Genomic DNA, 21470 nt, shown 5'->3' with positions numbered 1-21470 from the left:
GAATGTAGATGGAACATCCATTTAGGATGAAGCATAAGGAGAAAGAAATGAAAAAGAAAATGTTATTGGTTGCCTTGGTGGCATGTTTGCTGGCTCCGGCTACGGTTTTTGCAAATGATGCTTTTGATATCAGCCTTGGTGCAACTGCCCAGTACCAGGAAAAACCAAGCGATGCTGTTGATTCTGATTTCAGTGATTTGAGTAACTACAAATTTGGAGCTGATGCCAGAGTCAGAATTGCCATTCTGGAAGTAACGGGATCCGCGGTGATGAGTTCTTCAGATGATGGTGATTATCTGTTCGATACGTTGTTGACAGCTGGCGTTTCCTTTGATGTGCTCAAGCTGGTACGCGTCGGTGTCGGTATCGGTCCTACCTTTACTACTGGCTATGTAGATGATGAAGTGACTTACTATGGTGCAAATGGTGAAACTCCAGATAATTTTGGTGATTTTTTGCTTTCTGCACCACTTACCTACCGTGCATCGGCTGATGTCATGCTTGGTAACATAATGGCTGGTATTTCCTATTCAGTTCCGACTGACATGAGCTTCAATGATTTTGATGCTTCAAAGATGGAACCAGTATGGGACAATGGTAAATTCGGAGTTTCCGTATTGTTCAATCTGATCTGAATTCCATTCGATTGATTATGGAAGAACGTCTTTCCTTGGGCAGGGGAGGCGTTCTTTTTTACCTTGGCTGATGTATGGACGTTTCATGCTTCTGTACAAAAGTATGTTTCCAGACTTATTGTGTTAGGTTTTGAAAGATCTCGGTCAGCTGACATTTTTATGTACTGTCTCGCAGATACTGCATTGCCTGCTGTTGCAAGGCTGTTGTTTTGTCAGGTTGCTATTCCTGTTGATTTACTGTACAACATACAATATGTAATTTTTACAAGGAGTCTTTGAGTTCCATGGAAGTGAGAGTACGTTATGCTCCGTCTCCGACGGGATTGCAGCATATCGGTGGGGTAAGGACGGCACTGTTCAATTATTTTTTTGCCAAGAGCCAAGGCGGCAAGTTTATCCTCCGTGTTGAAGATACAGATAGGGAACGTTACAGCGACGACAGCCTTCAGGACTTATACGATACGTTGGAATGGCTTGGAATCAAGTGGGATGAAGGTCCGGTCGTCGGTGGTCCATATGGTCCATACATACAAAGCCAACGATACGCAATATATCAGAAATATGCACACTGGCTTATCGAGCAAGGACAGGCCTATTATTGTTATTGCACTCCTGAACGGCTTGAAGAAGTCAGGAAAGAACAGATTGCTTCGAAAAGTCCTGTACAGGGATATGATCGTCATTGCAGGAACCTGACGGCCGAGCAGAGGGCTATGTATGAAGCCCGAGGTATAAAGCCTGTGATACGGCTTAAAGTGCCTCTTGATGGCAAGACGACTTTTCATGATGTATTGATGGGAGACATCACGAGGAGAAACCGTGATGTTTCTCCGGATCCCATCCTTCTGAAGAGTGATGGGTATCCTACCTATCATCTTGCAAATGTCATCGATGACCATCTTATGGGGATTACCCATATTATGCGGGCCCAGGAGTGGATTCCTTCCGGTCCCTTGCATGTCCTGCTGTACAAGGCCTTTGGCTGGGAACCTCCTGTCTATTGCCATCTTCCGATGGTGATGGGAAAAGATGGACAGAAATTGTCCAAGCGTCATGGTTCTACCAGTGTGAGGGATTTCAGACAGGCCGGTTATTTGCCGGAAGCTTTGCTGAACTATGTCAGTTTGGTCGGTTGGTCCTATGATGGACAACGTGAGTTCTTTTCCAGGGAAGACTTGGAAAAGCTGTTTGACATTGCCAAGATCAACAAGGCTCCGGGAGTCTTTGACTATAAGAAACTTGATTGGTTCAATGGTCAGTATATCAGGGAATGTGATGATGAACGGTTGCGTTTGCTTCTTATACCATTCTTGGCGAAAGCTGGTTTTATCAATGATCCGCCGACTGAGGCAGAGGACAAGAAAATCCAGCAGATGCTTCCGTCCGTAAAGGTTCGGATGAAAGTTCTCTCTGATGTCGTTGAACTGACACGTTTCTTCTTTACTGATGTACCTTTGGCCGCTACTGAACTGTTCATAGCAAAGAAAATGGATCTGAAGTCTTCCCTGGAAGCCCTCGAGGCTGATTATAGGATTATCAAGGAAGGTTTTGCTTCTGGCCGTCCTTTCAGTGAAAGCGAGGCCGCAATCAATGAGATGGCAAAAGAAAAGGGACTGAAAGCCAATGGGGTATTTACTCCTTTGCGTGTAGCTCTTGCCAGCAGCAATGTAACTCTTCCGATGCAGGATATGATTGCATTGCTTGGCAAGGACAGAACCTGTGAAAGAATTGAAAGAGCGATAGAAAAGCTCAAGAGTGAGGTTAGATAGTATGGTTGATGTAACAATGGACAAGATCGTCTCCCTGTGCAAGAGGCGTGGCTTTATCTTTCAGTCAAGTGAAATCTACGGCGGTTTGAACGGTGCGTATGACTACGGTCCGTTGGGGGTACAGCTAAAAAACAATATCCGTGATTTATGGTGGAAGGAGATGACCCAGTTACATGACAACATCGTCGGGTTGGATGCATCTATTCTTATGGCTTCAAAAGTCTGGGAAGCATCAGGCCATGTGTCGAACTTCAGTGATCCGATGGTAGACTGCAAGGTCTGCAAGAGTAGGTTCCGGGCAGATCAGATTGACCTCAATGCTCCCTGTCCGGTTTGCGGGAACAAGAATTCCTTTACTGAGCCGAAGAACTTCAACCTTATGTTTGCCACTCATATCGGAGCAAACAGTGATGCTGCATCAGTTGTGTATCTTAGACCTGAAACTGCACAGGGCATCTATGTCAATTTCAGGAACGTTGTCGATTCTTCACGTGTCAAGATTCCTTTTGGCATTGCACAGATCGGCAAATCATTCCGTAACGAGATTACTACGAAGAATTTTATTTTCCGGTCCTGTGAATTTGAACAGATGGAAATGCAGTTCTTCTGCCAGCCGGGTAGCGATGACAAATGGTTCCCCTACTGGAGAGAACAGCGAATGAGTTTTTATGACAAGATGGGCATCAGGATGGACCACCTCAGATGGCATCAGCATGGGCCTGATGAACTGGCTTTCTATGCAAAGGATGCTTATGACATTCAGTTCCTTTTCCCGATGGGTTGGCAGGAGTTGGAAGGTGTTCATGACCGGACTGACTATGATCTTACCCAACATTCGAAGTTCTGTGGCAAACCACAGGATTACCTTGATCCTGTTACCCATGAAAAGTATGTTCCGTATGTCGTAGAGACCAGTGCTGGCCTTACCCGCAATGTGTTGATGGCACTGTGTGATGCCTATGATGAAGAAGAAGTAGATGGAGATACACGTGTCGTGTTGCATTTCCATCCCACGATTGCACCGATTACGGTAGCTGTGCTTCCTTTGGTAAAGAAAGATGGGCTTGCTGAAAAGGCAAAGGCTCTTGAAGAGAGCCTTAGGGAAGAGTTTACTACTTTCTATGACCAGGGTGGTGCGATTGGAAGAAGATACAGAAGGATGGATGAAGTCGGGACTCCATACTGCATTACGCTTGATTATGATACCTTGAAGGATAATACCGTGACCTTGCGATATAGGGATTCCATGCAGCAGATAAGGGTTCCTATGGATGATATCGTTGCAACTATCCGCAAAGCTACGAAGGATTACAAGAGGGCGTAAGGATGAACAGTGCACTACAGACATTGATTGACCGGGGATTCTTCAAGGCTTGTACGGATATAGATGCCTTGAGTGATCTTATGGACGAACAGAAGGTGACTCTTTATGCCGGGGTCGATCCTACTGGTAAATCGATACATGTCGGCCATATGGTCCCGATTTTTGCCATGCATCATCTTCAGGAGGCAGGACACAATCCGATTATTCTTGTCGGTGGAGGTACTGCGATGATCGGGGATCCTTCAGGAAAGACTGAAATGAGGAAGATGCTTACACCCGAGCAAGTAGCCGAGAACTCCAAGAGCTTACGTGCCCAGCTGGGGACGGTCGTAGATCTTTCTGATCATCCTGGAAAGGGAATGGGGCATGCCAAGATGCTGAACAATGCAGATTGGCTTACTAACCTGAACTATATTGATTTTCTCCGTACCATCGGCAGGCATTTTTCTGTCAACCGAATGTTGACTTTTGAATCCTATAAGCAAAGGTTGGAACGTGGCCTTTCTTTCATTGAGTTCAATTATCAGTTGCTCCAATCGTATGATTTCCTGACGCTTTACCGTAATCAGGGATGTCGGCTTCAGATAGGAGGAGATGACCAGTGGGGAAATATCGTTGCCGGCATTGATCTGATCAGGAAACTGGAAGGGACAGAATGCTATGGCCTTACGTTCAATCTCATTACCCGTGCAGATGGGAAGAAAATGGGAAAGAGCGAAAACGGAGCAGTTTTCCTTGATCCTGAGATGTTCAGTCCATACGATTACTATCAATACTGGCGGAATGTCAATGATGCAGATGTGATTCGCTTCATGAAGCTTTTTACCTTTCTTCCTCTTGAGGAAATCAAGGGTTATGACAAGCCTTCTGTCAATATCAATGAGGCCAAGGAACGTCTTGCCTATGAACAGACAAAGATCATACATGGGGAAGAGGAAGCCGAAAAGGCAAGGACTGCAGCAAAAGCCATGTTCGGTGGAGCTGGAACATCCGTTGCAGCGCGGGATGGTATGCCTTCAAAGGAAATCTCTAAAGCAGAACTTGATGAAGGGCTGCCGGTACTCAACTTGTTCAGTTCTGTAGGGCTTTGTGCAAGCAACAGTGATGCCAGACGGCTTGTTGTCGGCGGAGGAGCATCAATCAACGATGTGAAGATTTCTGATCCAAAATTCATAGTTGATGCTTCATTGCTGGATGCTCACGGCGAGCTGTTGCTGAAAGCCGGGAAAAAGAGATATTTCCGAATCATTGTAAAATAACAGCAATAACAAAGCATATTGCAGAAAGAATCTCCCCTATGTCAAACAGGGGAGATTCGATTTTCTGTTGAGGTTGTCTCTTTTCAACCTATTTGATTTCTGCTTTCCAAAGCCCGTGGAGATTGCAGTATGCATAAGCAGCTACAGCCTTGTCGCCTGCTGCAAGTGAGAATGTAGCATGTGGCTTGTCACCGGCCTTGAGTATCTTTCTCTGTCCACCCTGTTCGGTCTGGATATAAATCCACTGGATAAGATGTGCCTCGGTCATCGGATGGTCAACTGAACCGACATTTACTTCAATGGTATTGCCATTGACCGTTACAACTGGTACATGTTTCTCTCCGGCAGCGTCAGTTGAATTCGGAATCAACCGGGTCATTTCATCTCCACAACAGACGACACGGGGACCTGCACTGTGTACCATAGCTATAAGGTTGCCACAATGCTTGCAAAGATAAAATTCTTGTTCTTTCATTTTTTTCTCCTTGTCTTTAATATACCACCATCTTTGCTGTTAGGCTAGAGAAAATTAATGAAAATAAGAATTATTATCATTAATTTTTCTTTCCAGACTACATTCTATGATTTTGATAAAAAAAGATGCAACCGATTGGATTGCATCTTGTCGAAAACCCTTACAGAGAAATTCCGGCTTGAAGTTTTTCAATGTTTTCCTTGAAGGGAGGATATACGATTCCTTTTTCAGTGATTATTCCCGTGACATTGCCATGGGGTGTAACGTCAAAACTTGGGTTATAGACATCCATTTCCAATGGTGCTACTTGCGTTTTTCCGACGAACCTTACCTCGTCTGCACTTCGTTCTTCAATGGGAATCTGGGAACCGTCCTCAATGCTGAAATCGATGGTTGAGAGAGGAGCTGCTGAATAGAATGGCACTCCATAGTGTTTGCAGATGACAGAAAGCGCAAAAGTACCGAGCTTGTTGCAGACATCACCGTTTTTCGCAATCCTGTCGGCACCAAGCACGACAAGATCTATCTTGCCGTCCCTGATAAGTGTTGCGGCAGCACTGTCAGGGATAAGCTTGCTAGGAATCTTTGCCTGTGTCAGTTCCCAAGCTGTCAATCTTGCTCCCTGCAATCTAGGTCTGGTTTCATCTGCATAGACAAAAATATTTTTCTTTGCATAGAAAGCGCTTTTTATTACCCCTAAGGCTGTACCCCATCCTGAAGTTGCAAGTGCGCCTGCATTGCAATGGGTCAATATCGTAGCATTCTGCGGCACTACCTTGAGGCCGTTTTCTCCGATCATCTTATTGACTGCAATATCTTCAGCTTCTATTTTTCTTGCTTCTTCAAGTAGGATATTGTCCAAGTCATTGTCATGTCTGTGTGTCTCATAGCATACGAGCATCCTGTCTACGGCCCATTTGAGATTGACTGCAGTCGGCCGTGCTTCGACAAGGAATGTACAGGCTTCCTTGAAATCCTGTTCATCGGTTCCCAGTTCCCGGAAAGCCATGTATACACCGTAGGCTGCACTGGTGCCGATGGCTGGTGCTCCTCGGACGACCATGTCCTTGATGGCAAAACGGACATCCCTGTATGTCTTGCAGGTATAGTATGTGAAGGTTGCCGGCAACTGTCTTTGGTCAATAAGTTTCAATTCGCCGTCAGTAAATTCCAATGTCTTGAATGGTTCGTCCATATATTGCCTCATTTCCTGTTCTGTATGGAAGCCCAGCAGGCTTCCGTCTGTTTCATGATTTCATTTACATTGATGGTAGTGAAATTCCTGTTTTCCATCAGTATCTTGCCTCTGCAAAGTACGGTATCGACATCTGATCCCTGTGCCGCAAAGACCAATGCAGAGAATGGATCATTGAGTGGTGTCAGGTGTGGCTTATGGGTATCGACAAGGATAATGTCGGCATCTTTTCCTTCTTCCAGAGTCCCGATTTTATCAGCAAGGCCAAGGGCCTTTGCTCCCCCTGTTGTTGCCATTGAAAGGATATCGTAAGGAGTATTTGCTATGGGATCCATTGTACTTACAGAACTTAGAAGGGCCGCCACATGCATTTCCTCAAACATATCAAGGTTATTGTTACTGCTTGAACCATCCGTACCAAGAGCCATGGTGATGCCGGCCTTGCGGAATTTTGATACCGGTGCAATACCGCTGGCAAGCTTACAGTTGCTGCTGGGATTATGCACTATGGAGAAGTCTCGTTCCTTGCAGAGCTTCACTTCATCATTGGTCAGATAGACTCCATGGGCGAGAACGACATTGATGTCTTCAAGTGCTCCTTCTTTTTCAAGATACATCAACGGAGTAGTCTTATGCTGAGTTAGACAATCCTTGACTTCTGTCTGTGTCTCGCTCATATGGGTATGCATCCTCAGATGTCTTTCCTTGATCCAGTCATGTGCATACAGGTAACTGGCAGCCGTCGTCGTATAAATGGCATGGGGAGCTATCATGAAGGTAATCAAATCTTCCTGGGAATATTTTGGTAAGAATTCATCGAATTTGCTGATTCTTTGCTTCGTATCATCGATGTCACCGAAAAGGGTAAGTCCGATACTTCCTCGGATGCCTGATTCCAAGGTCGCCTTTATTGTGTTTTCCTGCATGAAATACATGTCGTTGAAAACCGTACAGCCTGTTGAAATCATTTCTGCTGTTGCCAATTTCGAGGCCCAGTAGATATCCTCATCAGTCAAGCGGGCTTCGATAGGAAATATCTGGCTTAACCATGACATGAGGTCAGGAGCAGTATCCTTGTAGTTTCTCATCAGTTCCATGGCAGCATGTGTATGGGCATTGACCAGGGACGGCATGGCAATCATGTGGGAAGCATCTATGATCTTGTCAGCCTTGAAATCCTTGCCGTCGGAAATCTTTCCTTCCTTGATATACAGATTCCCCTTGTAACTATAATTTCTTTTGGTCATAGGAATGATCAATGCATTCCTGATCAGGATATTCATCTTCGTGTGACCTCTCTTCAGTTGACAAGATTTCTCTTGATTTTTCTTGTGCTCGTAGTAACCATCGGCTTGTCTATGATGGTTACTTTACCGATTTTCTTGTAACCGGACAGTTCTTTGTTTACAGAAGAAATAACTGATGCAATTGCGGAATCTATTGTATTTTCCTTACCCTTGAAATATTCCGGTGAAGGATAGATGACCGCCTCGATACACTCTGCAGGATAATCCTTCTTTGCCTGATAACCCCTGATAAGTACTTGTTCTATTTCCGGCTGGAGCTGGAACATATCCTCGATTTCTTCAGGGAAGACATTTTTTCCGCCTTCTGTGACAATGATATTTTTTGCCCTTCCCATGAGGTAAAGGTAATTCTCCTTATCGAGATATCCTAGGTCACCTGTCCTAAGGTAACCATCTTCTGTAAACAATGTTTCCGTATTCTTTGGGTCCTTATAGTAACCTGAAGTCGTTATCGGACCTTTGACTACCAGTTCTCCTATGTTCCTTTCGTCTTTGTCAATGATCTTTGCATCGACAAGAGGAAGTATTTTCCCGACTGATTTGACCTTGAAATGCTGGGTCGGATTAAGGGCTATGATCGGACTGGTTTCGGTCAGTCCATAGCCTTGGATGAAGTCCAGTCCGAGCTGTTGGTATTGTCTGAAGACCTTAGGCGAAAGGGGACCTGCTCCGCAAATGAGAATCCTGTTGTGGGCAAATCCTATTTTTGAAAGCAGTATTTTGTTGAAGTAAGGTCTCAGGGGATTTTTTCTGAAGTATTTTTTGAAAAAACCGTTGATCCACATTAGGGTGTGGATATAAGCATTGACCAGCGGTCCTTTTTTCCTTATTTCCTTCATCATACCGGAAAGCAACTTGTTGAATAAAAGAGGGATTCCCATGAAGAAGGTTATTTGTCCCTGCTTGAGATCGTTGATCATTTTTGAAATGACGATACCATGGCCAAAGACACATTCACATCCGATCAGTACTGTTTCAATCAGAACTGCCGTACAGCAATAACTATGATGGAGCGGCAGCAGGGCATAGAGGACATCAGTCTCATCTACAGGAAGAAATTCCGGTTCACAGGCTTGGAAGGCATCACTTACGATGTTCTTTTGAGTCAGTATTGCACCTTTTTCCATGCCTGTAGTGCCGCTTGTAAACAAAATGGCTGCAATGTCATTTTCATTTCCTTCTTCCGGAGTCATGATGGCCGAAGGTTCCAGATTCATTATCGAAGGAAACCTTTCATCTTTTCCCTGCAATGTAAAAATTCCTTGCATGGAAGAAAGGAGTTTCGGAGCTTCTTTTTCAATGGACAATAAGACATTTTTATCTGCAAATATAAAACTGGCATCGCTGAACTGGCATAACTGTACTATCCGTTGTGTATGAAGTTGGTTGTCCAATGGTACGACAACGCCACCTGCAAAATTGATAGCTAGGTAGCTTAATGCCCATTCGATGCTGTTTTTGCCATTTATAACGACTTTGTCACCTTTTTTTAATCCATGTTCCCGCAAGTATGAGCTGATTTTCAGCAGGCGTTGATAGATTTCATCAAATGTATAGCTGATCCTGTCAGGGCTGAAGGTTGTGAAGCAGGGTTTATCTGGGAATTTACTGTGGGTAATAAGGAATGCCTGGGTAATAGTAGGCCATTCACCTTCAAAGAATGTGCCTCTGTAATCGGCAAGTTTTTCATTCCACATATGTTCCATTCGGTTTTTTTCCTAAATATTCTGTTGTGCCAATCGACACACTGGCATTCCGACAGAAAATAATCTTTTTCCATTTTCCCATTTCACTTCTCAAATGTCAACATTCATGTTTTTGGGGAAAAGTACCGGATCCTTGCCAATTCCATAGATATCCGGATAGATTGCATTGCATGTCTTTTCGAGACTTTTTCTGTCTCCTGCTCCCCAGAGAATGCCGATTTTATAACCGGCCTTTGCATTTTCTGCAAATTCCATGTCGCTTTGGGAATCACCTACCAATGCTACCTCATCATTTGACAGATTGAATTTTTTGCAGAAAACATGGAAAGCCTTCGGATTTGGCTTTTCCGGAAGCTTGTCATCCCTGGTACTTATGAAATCGAGTTTATCGGCAATGCCCATATAGCGAAGAAAAAGGTCTACTGATGCTTTTTTGTCTTGGGTAATCATGCCGAGCAGATATTTCTGCTGTTTGAGTGCAGAAAACAATTGACGCAATTGGATGAAGTCGATTTCTTGTAGTCGCTTTTCCAAATGGATATCGCAACGGTCATAGATATAATGTGCCAATTTTATATATGTATTGATGGAAATCCGATATTTTATGCAAAAAAACAAAGACCGGAAAAATATATTCCGTTTCTTGTGATTAAATACAATACCCTTTGACAAAGGTTTGCCTGTGCTGTCAATTCCGAGGACAGACAAAAGTCCTTTTTCGATATCATCGGTGGCAGTCAACCCGAAGAACGCCAGGCCTTCATTTATGGAAAGTGTGAATATGCTGTTCCATATTTCAGCATAATCATAGAGTGTTCCGTCCTTATCAAAGATTACTGCCTTGATTTTGTGAGTGCCATTTTCCATAATATGGATAATAGGCGAGAAGGTCGGTTTTGCCTAGTGGGGAAGGAAGAGCAGGATGATAAATAAAGTAACTTTTGAATTGGTCGAGAGGACTCGTGCCTTTGCCATGGAAACTGATGGATTAATCGCCCAATTGCCTGGAAATGCTGTTACCGTGTACAATCCGCTTGACTATGCATGGGACCTTCATCGGCAATATCTGGAGACTTTTGGACAGGAGCATGTTGAAATTTTTTTATTAGGCATGAACCCAGGACCCTTTGGTATGGTCCAGGACGGGGTTCCATTCGGAGAAGTCAATTTTGTCAAGCAGTTTCTGAAAATTGACGGTAAAGTAGACAAACCTGAAAACGAACATCCTTCGCGACCTGTACTTGGCCTTTCCTGTCCCAGAAGTGAAATATCAGGAAAAAGACTATGGACATTGATGCAGAGCCATTATGGAAACAAGGAAGCCATGGAGGGTAAGCTCTTTGTATCCAACTATTGTCCTCTTGCGTTCATCAGCAATGAGAAAAATGGCAGGAATATAACACCGGACAAGCTTCCTCTTGAGTTCCGGAAGAAGCTGGAAGTTGTCTGTGATGCCTACCTGACGGATATACTTGTCCTTTTGTCTCCCCTGCATGTGGGAGGAATAGGCAATTATGCTGCAAAGAAGCTGAAGCATATCTGTAAAGACGGTCAGGATGTCATTACCTTGCTGCATCCTTCTCCTGCCAATCCTTTGGCGAACAAAGATTGGGCTGGTATCTGTACAGCTCAGATAAAAGCCGCTGGTCTATGGAACTGAAATTGTCATCCGGCCATTGGCTGAGTGGGACAGCCCTTGCTCCTGCAAAAATAAACCTTCACTTGGCGGTAGGTAAGAAGAGAAATGACGGTTTCCATGATTTGGAATCCATTTTCGTGCGTCTTCCATCTCTTTCTGATGTCATAGAACTTTCCTGTAGAAAGGCGGAAAAAGCCAGTTGTGTGGTTTTGGGGTTGGAAGGGCTGTGTCCTGCAGGAACGGATACATTGACAAAGACAGTGAGGCTTTGGTGCAAACGTTCGGGAATTGCACTAGAAACCCGAGTGTCAATAACCAAGCATATTCCTGTAAAATCAGGACTTGGCGGTGGTTCTGCTGATGCTGCGGCTTTGTTGTCCTTGCTTGATTCATTTTTTCCTGAGTCACATCTGATGAAGAATGATTTGTTGGCTTTGGCATTGGAGATAGGTTCAGATGTTCCATTTTTCCTCTGGGATGTTCCTGTTGCCTATGTTACCGGACGAGGAGAAAATGTCATACCGGTTGAAACAATGCTTGATGGTTGTTTTTTGCTTGCCATGCCAGACCATGGTATCGTAACGGAACACGCGTTTTCGCTTCTTGATGTGCTTCCACGGGCAGGATTTCTGGGGAAAGACCGACTTGTTGCTGCTCTTTCAGCACCTTTTTCCCTGTGGGATGGTTTGTTCAGGAATGATTTCTGTATGGTTTCTGGCCAAGTAGCATTGCAACAATTCCGGGATGCTGTAGCACGGGTCGGCTTGGATGGCTATGTGTCAATGAGCGGCAGTGGGTCCTGTTGCTATGCTTTTATGGGTTCTCAAGTACCTGAAAGAAAAGAAAAAATTGAATTAATCAAGGAAAGTCTCTCTAGTTTCACGTTTTTCTGTTGCAAAATGTAGTTTCGCGTATGTAGAATAATACAGTGTTAATTTTTTTGTTGTATTGGAAAAAGGAGGAGAGTCTTATGGAAATTACTGACATTCGTGTTCGGACGGTCGGCGATGAAGGCAAGTTGAAAGCGTATGCGACAGTTACGTTTGACGGTGTGTTTGTTGTTCACAATATTAAGGTCATCAGGAGTGATGACAATCTTTTCATTGCCATGCCGACCCGATTGACCAGCAATCATGAATACAAGGATGTTGCCCATCCTATAACAACAGAATTCAGGAATCTTCTCCAGAAGAAAGTGATTGCTGCCTATTTGGATGCTTTGGAGCGTCCGGCTCCATAAGCCTTCAAAACTGCTTGGTGATCTTTTTGTTTCTCTGACCATACTAGACAAAGAAGTTGCAATCTTATATATTTTTCCAACGTAAGATTTGGGAAGTCGCCAAGTGGTTAAGGCTCTGGTTTTTGGTGCCGGCATCGTGGGTTCGAATCCCGCCTTCCCAGTTTGATCCGCTCAGGCGGATCATTTTTTTTCTCTTTTTTTATTTTCCTTTGTATCGAGTCTTGCAACAGCTGATGTTTCTCCTGTATGATGACGGACTGTGGATTCGTATGAATCCGTATCCCATGGTAATTGGACCTATATCCAATGAGAGTAGTAGGAGAAAGCAATGTCTGAAATGACTTTTAATGCTCATCGCCGTACTTCAGATTTCGGAAGTGCCGGCTCTCGTCGTCTTGTTCGTGCTGGAAAGATTCCAGCAGTAATCTATGGACATGTCGCTCCGCAGCATATCGTGCTTGATGCACATGAGTTTGAAATTGCTGTTGGCAAGCTTACTGAATCCACATTGATAGTTCTGGACGTGGATGGAGAGAAGTATGAAGTCCTTCTGAAGGAGTTCCAGGATGATCTGTTGTCAGATACCATCCGTCATATAGATTTCTATGCAGTCAAGCGTGGTGAAAAGCTACGTGCATATGTACCTATCATAGCAAAGGGCAACCCTGTAGGATGTCGCGAGGGTGGTGTTCTGGATGTCGTATTGCATGAAATTGAAGTTGAATGTCTGCCGAAGGACTTGCCTTCGGAGATTATCGTTGATGTAAGTGGCTTGGGAATTAACCAACATCTGGCTGTCAAGGATCTGCAATTGGGTGCAGGGATTACGATTCATCATAATCTTGCTGATACAGTTGCTTCCGTCAAGACGGTAAAGGCTGAGGTTGAACCTGCTACGCCTGAGTCTGCAAATGCAGAAGCTGAGGTAATAGGAGCTGCTCCTGCAGATGGAACGGCACCAGCTGAGGAATAAGGATTTATGAGACTCGTGCTTGGATTAGGAAATCCAGGCGTCAAGTATGAATCTACGAGACATAACAGTGGTTTTGATACCATTGGTCAGGTTACAGCGTTTCTTCAGTTGAAACTGAGGAAACGCTGTTTCCGTCCATATCGTTATGCCTTGGCGGAAGGAAAGCAGGAACAGTTTCTGCTGGTGACGCCTTTGACATATATGAATGATAGCGGGGATGTCCTGTCTTATTTTCCCCAGATTGAGGCAAAGGATCTGATTGTCGTTTGCGATCAGATGGATTTGCCGGTCGGTATGATACGGATAAAGACAGGTGGAGGAGATGCCGGTCACAATGGTCTCAAAAGCATTATTGCGGCTTTGCATGGTAACCGTGGTTTCGTCCGACTCTATGTCGGTATCGGAAGACCTGGGAATGGTACCAGTGTCGTTGACCATGTTTTAGGAAAAGAACCGGATGAAAGGAGCAGGAAACAGGGAATCGGACGGGCTGCAGAAGCACTGGAAGATATTATCGGTGGAATGGATCTTCAGGAAGTCATGCGGAAATATAATCGTACCAATTCAATCGGCTGATTCAGATTTTTGCTTGCTTTTTTGCGGTATCTTGCTATCTTTTTTACGTGACTTTCTGCAGGAGGTACCGTTTTGGAAAAAATTCGGACATTTTTTCTTTCCCATGGCATTGATGGAAATGAAAGACTTGCCATTGCCTTTTCTGGTGGCAGTGATAGTCTAGCTTTGCTGCTGTCGTGCAGTTGCTATTTCAAGCCAGATCATCTGATTGCCCTGTATGTCAATCATCGGTTGAGGGACAAGGCCGAATTGGAAAATGAATCTGTACTGAATGCAGAGAACTGCCGGAGAATCGGAGTTGCCTATAAGGAGCTATGGCTTGATGAGGGGCAGATTGAGCAGCTTTCAAAAAGTGATGACTGTGGCATTGAGGCTGCGGCACGTCACATGCGCTATGATCTTCTGTTGAAATATTGTGAGGAACATGGTTATCCGATGCTTGCCACCGCCCATACCGGCGATGACCAGCTTGAAACGATGGTCATGAGGACATTCAATGGTTCCTCTCCTCTTTCGCTGACATGTATCAGAGATGATTGGACTATGGACGGAATCCGTGTGATACGCCCGGTGTTAGGCTATAGCAAAGAGGAACTTAGGTTGCAGCTCAAAGTCAACGGATTGACTTGGAGCGAAGATTCGACCAATGGTGAAACTGCTTATCTGCGCAACAAGATACGTACTGAAATCATACCGGTCATCAGAAGGATATTTCCCGAGGCAAAGCAAATAGTTGCTCGCAAAACCTATTTGGCTTCGGGTATTTCCAATTTGGTTGATGAAAAAGTTGCACAGGTGTATGACGGTTCAAAAAAAATCCATATTGATGCATATAAGCATCAGATACCGATTGTGCGCTACCGTATTCTCCTTTTCTTACTGAAAAACCATAGTCCTGTTCCTTATGCCAGGTTGCAGTATATTGATGATTTTCTTCTTGGTAGCAAAGAAGGAACCCAACATTTTGATACCTATGACATCCAATTGTCTGATGGAGTGGCAACATACCATGCCGTATGTCCTCTTTCCCATCAATGTTATCCTGTCCCATATGGGAAAGACGCTGATATACATCTTGATAATGGACTTGAACTGAAAATTAACAGTGACTTATCGGAAGACGATGGTAGGATACTCCGTATAGCTGATGAGGATTTGAAACCTCCTCTGGTGCTGAGAAGTCCTGAACCAGGGGATATGTTGCTTACGGATGGTGGCAAAGTGGCTGTAAGCAAATTGATTGCATCATGGAAAGTCGGTCCGGCTGAGAGACAAAAATGTTTTGTCTTGGAAGATGGGAAAGGTGTGAAGGCCCTTTTCCTACGGCATGCGGGAGGACGCGACAGACTGTCCCGTACCCTGAAGAAAAGCCTTGTATCAAAGACGGTTAGACTATATAGTATCATAAACAAGGAAAATAAAAGTGAATGACGAAACAATGCTAAGTATATACCCTTGGGCTCTTTCAAATGATGAGGGAAACCGAAATACCGATGATGACAAAAAAAAGAAGGATGACCGCGATTTTTGGAATGGATTGCGCAGTGGCGGCAACCCCAAGAATGGCGGAGGCTCCGGCAAGAATCCAAGAAACATGTTTTCGTTGGGCCTGTTTGTCTTTTTGCTCATAATGCTTGCCTTTATGTTCTTTGACACTTCTTCATCGGGCAAAGGGCAGGAAGTTCCATATTCTTCCTTCCTGCAGTCTGTGGACGCTGGACAGGTCGTTTCTGTAACCATTGAGGCAAATACTGAAATTACATTTACTACGGCCAACAATATACAGTTCAGGACTAGGATTCCCTATACGGACAGTACATTGTTGCAGAAGCTGATGGACAAACATGTCACCGTTACAGGTGTTGCCCAGCATGTAAGCTACGTAGCATTGTTGCTGCAATTGATTCCATGGATTATTTTCATAGGATTTACCATCATGCTTTGGAAGCAGACATCCGGTATGAATTCACGCATGATGGGTGGTGGACTTGGCAAGAATTTGGCCAAGGAATATAAACCGGACGAAAACAAGATAAACTTTTCTGATGTTGCAGGGCAAGAAGAAGCCAAGACCGAACTATCCGAAGTCGTTGATTTTCTCAAACATCCTAATCGGTTCCACGCCATCGGGGCTAAGATTCCCAAGGGTGTGTTGCTGGTGGGTCCTCCTGGTACCGGCAAGACTTTGCTTGCAAAAGCCGTAGCAGGTGAATCCGGTGTATCATTCCTGCATACCAGTGGTTCTGATTTTGTTGAAATGTTTGTCGGAATGGGTGCATCACGTGTCAGGGATCTTTTTGAACAGGCGCGCAAAGCCGCACCTTGTATTATTTTTATTGATGAGTTGGATGCTGTCGGCCGTGCACGTGGAAGTGGCCTTGGCGGCGGCAATGATGAAAGAGAGCAGACACTTAACCAGATTCTGGTTGAGATGGATGGTTTCGACACCAAGTCAAATGTTATTGTCATGGCAGCGACAAACAGACCGGATATTCTTGATAAGGCCTTGCTTCGTCCCGGTCGTTTTGACCGGCAGGTTGTCGTAGATCTTCCTGATGTACATGAAAGAGAAGCAATCCTGAAGATTCATTGCAAGAAAGTACAGCTTGAAGGCTCCATTGATCTGAGCCGTATCGCCAGGGCTACTCCAGGCTGTAGCGGAGCCGATTTGGCAAATATCGTCAATGAGGCAGCCCTGTTGGCAGCACGTGCAAACAGGAGCGCTGTGTCAATGGATGATATTGATCAAGCGAGAGATAAGGTAACTATTGGCGTAGCAAGGAAAAGTAGATTCATGACGGAAGAGGATAAAAAAGCTACGGCATACCATGAAGCAGGGCATACGCTTCTGCATTATTATCTTAAGCATGTCGATCCGCTTAATAAAGTAACGATCATACCTCATGGCCGGGCATTGGGGTTGACGATCAGCTTGCCTGAAAAAGATGATTATACCATGACGAAGTCAAAGTTGGTTGACCGTATAAAAATCTGTATGGGTGGATATGTCGCGGAAGAACTTGTATATGGGGAAACCACGACGGGAACGAGCAATGATATTCAGCAGGCAACGAATATTGCAAAGAGAATGGTCACCGAATTTGGCATGAGTGAGCTTGGATTTATAAATCTAGGGGATGAAGATGAACCGTTGTTCCTTGGCAGGGATATTCAGCAACATAAGAATTTTTCAGATCAGACAGCTAGGCTGATTGATGTTGAGATGAGCAAGATATTGGATACGGCTCTTGAGGAAACAAGACAGATTCTCAGTGAGCACCGGGACCAGTTGGATCGCCTGACGGAGGAGCTTGTGGTACGGGAGACCATGGACGATGCTGAAATCAGGGAGTTGCTTGGCTTTGAGGCTACGGACGGACATCTGAGCCTCAAGGGGTAAGAATGGGAAAAGATTCTTCACTGACAAGAAATTTTTGTATCATAGCGCATATAGATCATGGCAAGTCAACGTTGGCTGACCGTTTCATTGAGAAAGCGAAACTGGGCAATCAACATGGTCCTAAGGTAGACCAGGTGCTTGACAGTATGGATATCGAAAGGGAACGGGGCATTACCATAAAGAGCCAGGCAGTGACTGTTCCTTATGTTGCCAAGGATGGTCGGCAGTATGAACTGAATTTGGTTGATACGCCGGGACATGTTGATTTCAGCTATGAGGTTTCCAGGGCAATCAGCAGCTGCGAAGGTGCTGTGCTATTGATTGATGCAACCCAAGGTGTGGAGGCACAGACGCTTGCCAACATGTATATGGCGTTGGAACATGACTTGGAAATCATACCAGTAATCAACAAAGTGGATTTGCCGTCCGCGGACATCGATATGTGTCTGAAACAAATAGACAATGACCTGGGATTGGATCCTGATCTTACGGTCAAGGTAAGTGCCAAGACTGGTTTCGGAGTTGATGATCTGATGGAACAGATCGTACGGTTGATTCCACCTCCGAAGGGTTGTGATACAGATCCTTTGCAAGCTTTGATTTTTGATTCCCACTACGATCCATATAGGGGAATTGTTGTCAATTGCCGTTTGTTTGATGGTAGCCTGAAGGTCGGTGATCAGATTCGGTTTATGCATGGGAATGTTGAGTATACAGTTGAGGAAGTAGGCATATTCAAGCTGGTACTTTCTCCTGTAGAAGAACTGCATGCCGGTGATGTCGGTTATTTCATTGCGGGTATCAAGACGATTGGAGATATCAGGGTCGGTGATACGGTGACTAGGACTGATAATCCTGCCAAGGCACCTCTTTCAGGTTTCAAAGAAGTCCAGCCTGTAGTCTTTTCCTCCATTTATCCGGTTGATTCCAATGATTATGAAGAGTTGTCTTCTGCAATGGAGAAACTGAAACTGAATGATGCCTCGCTGGTCTATGAAAAAGATTCATCTGCGGCTTTAGGTTTCGGCTTCAGGTGTGGGTTCCTTGGTTTGCTTCACTTGGAAGTCGTACAGGAAAGGATTGAAAGAGAATTCAATCTGTCAATTGTGTTTACCAGTCCTTCCGTAAAATACAAGGTCCATATGAGAAATGGGGAATTATTGATTATTGACAATCCTCTTGAGTATCCGGAGCCGATGCAAGTTGACTTTGTCGAAGAACCTTATATAGAGGCCCATGTGATTACTCCGTCTGAATTCATAGGCCCCATCATGTCCCTTGCTATGGAAAAACGGGGTACACAGACCGGTATGCAGTATTTGGATCAGAAAAGGGTTGAACTTACTTATGATATGCCGTTGGCTGAAATACTTTTTGAGTTCTATGATCGGCTGAAATCCATTTCAAGAGGGTATGCTTCCTTTGATTATGAGGTCAAGGGTTTCAGGCAGACGGATTTGGTTCGGTTGGATATCCTTGTCAATGGTGAACAGGTCGATGCACTTTCTCAGCTCGTTTTCCGAGACAACGCAGTTTCCCGTGGACGTGTGGTTTGTGAAAGACTAAAAAAAGAAATTCATCGCCAACAGTATAAAATAGCGATACAGGCGGCAATAGGCGGCCAGGTCATTGCAAGGGAGACCGTCAATGCTTTCCGCAAAGACGTTACTGCAAAATGTTATGGCGGTGATATATCCAGGAAGAGAAAGTTGCTGGAGAAACAGAAGGAAGGCAAGAAGCGGATGAAGATGGTCGGCAATGTCGAGATTCCTCAGCAGGCTTTTCTCGCTGTGCTGAAGAGTGACGAAACCGATTCATGATAGTAAAATTGGGTGTTGCCACTGACAAAGGAGGAAAGGGAATTGATTAAAGTTACTGATTTCGGAACCTATGGTGATGGCTCTCCTGTCAAGAGTATTACCATCGAGTCCGGTTTGTTTTCTGTGGAACTTCTTACTTTGGGAGCTACCATACGGCGGTTGATGGTGCCTGATCGGAATGGAAATGTTGCAGATGTCGTACTTGGGCATGACAGTGTCAAGGAATATATGCAAGGTACGACTTATTTTGGCATGACAATCGGGCCTTTTGCAAATCGTATCGGCAAAGCCCGTTTTTTTATCGATGGCAAAGAATATCATCTGGAAGCCAATATCAATGATGGTACGGATTCTCTCCATAGCGGGAGTTCCAGTCTTTGTTGGAAAAACTGGGCTTATGCTATCAGCGAGATTGACGGCACTCCTACGGTTGTTTTTACTTCAGGACTGCAGGATGGTGAAGGTAACTGGCCGGGGCCGATCAATGCCAGTGTCTTTTTTTCACTTTCTTCTGAAGGAAAACTGAGAATACGTTATCAGGTAATCAGCAAGAAGAAAACGTATTTGAATTTCACCAATCATAGTTATTTCAATCTTACAGGAGATGTCAGGCAGGGAATTCTTGGACATGAAGTCTTGTTGCCCAGCAAAGGTTATGTTGAAGTAGATGGCAAACTTATTCCGACGGGCAGGATACTGCCATGTCAGCATACTCCCTTTGATTTTTCTTTCTTCCATGAAATTGGCGAAAGAATTGCTCTTGCTGGGGGCTATGATCATTGTTTTGCGTTTGCAGATGTTGATGGAAAATTGCAACATAGGGTTACGGTAAGGGAGAAAAACAGCGGGCGCCAGCTGGATATATCCACTACGATGCCTGCCATTCAGATGTATACGTCGAATACTCTTTCATCGGAAACGCTTACAAAGGAAGGAATACCGTGTTGCCAATATGGGGGCCTTGCCTTGGAAACAGAATTTTATCCAGATTCTCCGAATCAGCCGACTTTCCCTTCCTGCCTGTATGGTGCTGGAAAAGTGTATGAGGAAGTAACTGAATATACTTTTTCCGTTTGTTGATTTTATTTCCGTTTCCGTCTGAAGACTTTTCGATCATAACGGAACCTACTCCAGCTGAAAGTATCCGGTACCGGATCATTACCGCCAAGATAATGGCGGCTGCAGCGAGTAATGCGGGCGATACCCATGATAGTTCCCCGTATTATCCCATGTTTTGCAACTGCATTGACAAAATATGTCGAACAGGTCGGTGAGTAAATACAGGATCCACCCATATAAGGGGATAGCAATCCCTTGTATAAATAGACTGGAATAAGATATACTTGGCGTAGTATGTTACGCAGGTTTTGCATACTTTGAATTTAGCCCGTTTTTAAGGTTTATGCAATAAATGAAGTAAGGGATTTGACTTTTGCCTATGAACATGTTAAGTTGGCCTGAGTCTTTAGTAATGTCAATGGAGGAATATCAATATGGCAGGTACTGTATCCAAGAATGCACGTCGTGCCGGAGCTTCGGTTTTGACCAGCCGCTGGGGCGGACAGATCAAGATGAAGTCCGTTTTTGAGAATGGCAAGTTGCGACATGTAGCTTACTGCGAGAAGACTGGCAACACAGCCCGTAAAGCCAAGGACCTGATGTAGGTGTCTCATGGCTCTTGTAGTAATGTCTATGGATTTGATTCCATAGGCATTTTTTTAGCTTAACAAAACCAAAGTGTGTTTTTTCTTGAAAGTAAAGTCACTGAAATTGTTTTTTGTTAATAAAATGATAAAAAATGGGATGTTTGTAAGATAAACCAGCTAGTTGCTTGAAATTCTAACAATTGCCAATTGACGACTTGGATATCTAATGTCTATAATAAAGGGCGGTATGAGAGAGTCCGAGGGGTAATATAAGGAAAAGGATGAAGTACGACTGTGCCCATCCGTATGGGAAGTTGAGGAAACTTTATTATCGTGTTCTTGGAGTCTGCTATGATTGAAAAACACACTGATACTGCATTGACCGCCACCCGAATGATTTGACCAACGGTACAATTGAAAATTGGCATATCAGGGGGGCAGTTTTGTTTGTCAGAGTAAGGAATTTTGTATATATACTTTTTAATTTGTGTTATAATAGTCGTAAT

Annotated in this window: 20 protein-coding genes and 1 tRNA gene; 15 read left to right on the top strand and 6 right to left on the bottom strand. The window is 44.3% G+C overall.

What is annotated here, in order from left to right; all coding sequences use genetic code 11:
* Window positions 1-47 precede the first annotated feature (47 nt).
* From LKE40_06115 to tyrS, 4 genes are all read left to right on the top strand, one after another.
* Window positions 48-635 carry a hypothetical protein gene (locus LKE40_06115; protein MCH3917023.1) on the top strand — a complete coding sequence of 196 codons (588 nt, stop codon included), beginning with the start codon at window positions 48-50 and terminating at the stop codon, window positions 633-635.
* Window positions 636-919: 284 nt separating this feature from the next.
* Window positions 920-2404, top strand: coding sequence for a glutamate--tRNA ligase (gene gltX, locus LKE40_06110; GenBank protein ID MCH3917022.1), 1485 nt, complete (start codon window positions 920-922; stop codon window positions 2402-2404).
* Window position 2405: 1 nt separating this feature from the next.
* Window positions 2406-3728, top strand: coding sequence for a glycine--tRNA ligase (locus LKE40_06105; protein MCH3917021.1), 1323 nt, complete (start codon window positions 2406-2408; stop codon window positions 3726-3728).
* A 2-nt stretch (window positions 3729-3730) separates the two neighbouring features.
* Window positions 3731-4987, top strand: coding sequence for a tyrosine--tRNA ligase (gene tyrS, locus LKE40_06100; protein ID MCH3917020.1), 1257 nt, complete (start codon window positions 3731-3733; stop codon window positions 4985-4987).
* Window positions 4988-5075: 88 nt separating this feature from the next.
* On the opposite strand, the gene LKE40_06095 is transcribed toward tyrS, so the two are convergent.
* From LKE40_06095 to LKE40_06075, 5 genes are all read right to left on the bottom strand, one after another.
* Window positions 5076-5462, bottom strand: a complete 387-nt coding sequence (locus LKE40_06095) for a desulfoferrodoxin (protein MCH3917019.1) — start codon at window positions 5460-5462, stop codon at window positions 5076-5078.
* Window positions 5463-5622: 160 nt separating this feature from the next.
* On the bottom strand, window positions 5623-6657 hold the full coding sequence (gene mtnA / locus LKE40_06090) for an S-methyl-5-thioribose-1-phosphate isomerase (protein MCH3917018.1): 1035 nt from the start codon (window positions 6655-6657) through the stop codon (window positions 5623-5625).
* An 8-nt stretch (window positions 6658-6665) separates the two neighbouring features.
* A complete protein-coding gene (locus LKE40_06085) occupies window positions 6666-7940 on the bottom strand; it encodes an amidohydrolase (GenBank protein ID MCH3917017.1) in 1275 nt (424 codons plus the stop codon).
* A 17-nt stretch (window positions 7941-7957) separates the two neighbouring features.
* Window positions 7958-9670 (bottom strand): AMP-binding protein, encoded by a 1713-nt coding sequence (locus LKE40_06080; GenBank protein MCH3917016.1) that lies wholly within the window; start codon window positions 9668-9670, stop codon window positions 7958-7960.
* A 90-nt stretch (window positions 9671-9760) separates the two neighbouring features.
* Window positions 9761-10537, bottom strand: a complete 777-nt coding sequence (locus LKE40_06075) for an HAD family hydrolase (protein ID MCH3917015.1) — start codon at window positions 10535-10537, stop codon at window positions 9761-9763.
* Window positions 10538-10592: 55 nt separating this feature from the next.
* Here LKE40_06075 and LKE40_06070 point away from each other — a divergent pair, with 55 nt between their 5' ends.
* From LKE40_06070 to LKE40_06025, 10 genes are all read left to right on the top strand, one after another.
* The gene (locus tag LKE40_06070) at window positions 10593-11330 is read left to right on the top strand and encodes a single-stranded DNA-binding protein (protein ID MCH3917014.1); all 738 of its coding nucleotides are present in this window, start codon (window positions 10593-10595) and stop codon (window positions 11328-11330) included.
* Window positions 11321-12214, top strand: coding sequence for a hypothetical protein (locus tag LKE40_06065; protein MCH3917013.1), 894 nt, complete (start codon window positions 11321-11323; stop codon window positions 12212-12214). Before LKE40_06070 ends, LKE40_06065 begins: the two co-directional genes overlap by 10 nt.
* Before the next feature lie 65 nt (window positions 12215-12279).
* The gene (locus LKE40_06060) at window positions 12280-12549 is read left to right on the top strand and encodes a SpoVG family protein (GenBank protein MCH3917012.1); all 270 of its coding nucleotides are present in this window, start codon (window positions 12280-12282) and stop codon (window positions 12547-12549) included.
* An 89-nt stretch (window positions 12550-12638) separates the two neighbouring features.
* Window positions 12639-12710 (top strand) — tRNA-Gln (locus LKE40_06055).
* Window positions 12711-12877: 167 nt separating this feature from the next.
* Entirely contained in the window at window positions 12878-13522 is a 645-nt protein-coding gene (locus tag LKE40_06050; protein ID MCH3917011.1) for a 50S ribosomal protein L25, read from the top strand.
* 6 nt (window positions 13523-13528) lie between these two features.
* Window positions 13529-14098 (top strand): aminoacyl-tRNA hydrolase, encoded by a 570-nt coding sequence (gene pth, locus LKE40_06045; GenBank protein MCH3917010.1) that lies wholly within the window; start codon window positions 13529-13531, stop codon window positions 14096-14098.
* 72 nt (window positions 14099-14170) lie between these two features.
* Entirely contained in the window at window positions 14171-15529 is a 1359-nt protein-coding gene (gene tilS, locus LKE40_06040; GenBank protein ID MCH3917009.1) for a tRNA lysidine(34) synthetase TilS, read from the top strand.
* Between the two features lie 163 nt (window positions 15530-15692).
* The gene (ftsH, locus tag LKE40_06035) at window positions 15693-17498 is read left to right on the top strand and encodes an ATP-dependent zinc metalloprotease FtsH (GenBank protein ID MCH3917008.1); all 1806 of its coding nucleotides are present in this window, start codon (window positions 15693-15695) and stop codon (window positions 17496-17498) included.
* Between the two features lie 2 nt (window positions 17499-17500).
* Complete coding sequence (gene lepA, locus LKE40_06030; GenBank protein MCH3917007.1) at window positions 17501-19318, top strand: translation elongation factor 4; 1818 nt, start codon at window positions 17501-17503, stop codon at window positions 19316-19318.
* A gap of 42 nt (window positions 19319-19360) precedes the next feature.
* Window positions 19361-20398: a galactose mutarotase gene (locus tag LKE40_06025; GenBank protein ID MCH3917006.1), complete on the top strand. Its 1038-nt coding sequence runs from the start codon at window positions 19361-19363 to the stop codon at window positions 20396-20398.
* A 2-nt stretch (window positions 20399-20400) separates the two neighbouring features.
* On the opposite strand, the gene yidD is transcribed toward LKE40_06025, so the two are convergent.
* Entirely contained in the window at window positions 20401-20691 is a 291-nt protein-coding gene (gene yidD, locus LKE40_06020) for a membrane protein insertion efficiency factor YidD (GenBank protein ID MCH3917005.1), read from the bottom strand.
* Window positions 20692-20811: 120 nt separating this feature from the next.
* On the opposite strand from yidD, the gene LKE40_06015 reads away from it, so the two are divergent.
* Window positions 20812-20982 carry a hypothetical protein gene (locus LKE40_06015; GenBank protein ID MCH3917004.1) on the top strand — a complete coding sequence of 57 codons (171 nt, stop codon included), beginning with the start codon at window positions 20812-20814 and terminating at the stop codon, window positions 20980-20982.
* Window positions 20983-21470 lie beyond the last annotated feature (488 nt).

The organism is Spirochaetia bacterium, assembly GCA_022482625.1.
Lineage (GTDB): Bacteria > Spirochaetota > Spirochaetia > Sphaerochaetales > Sphaerochaetaceae > Pleomorphochaeta.
This window is presented reverse-complemented; position numbering and strand designations above follow the sequence as displayed.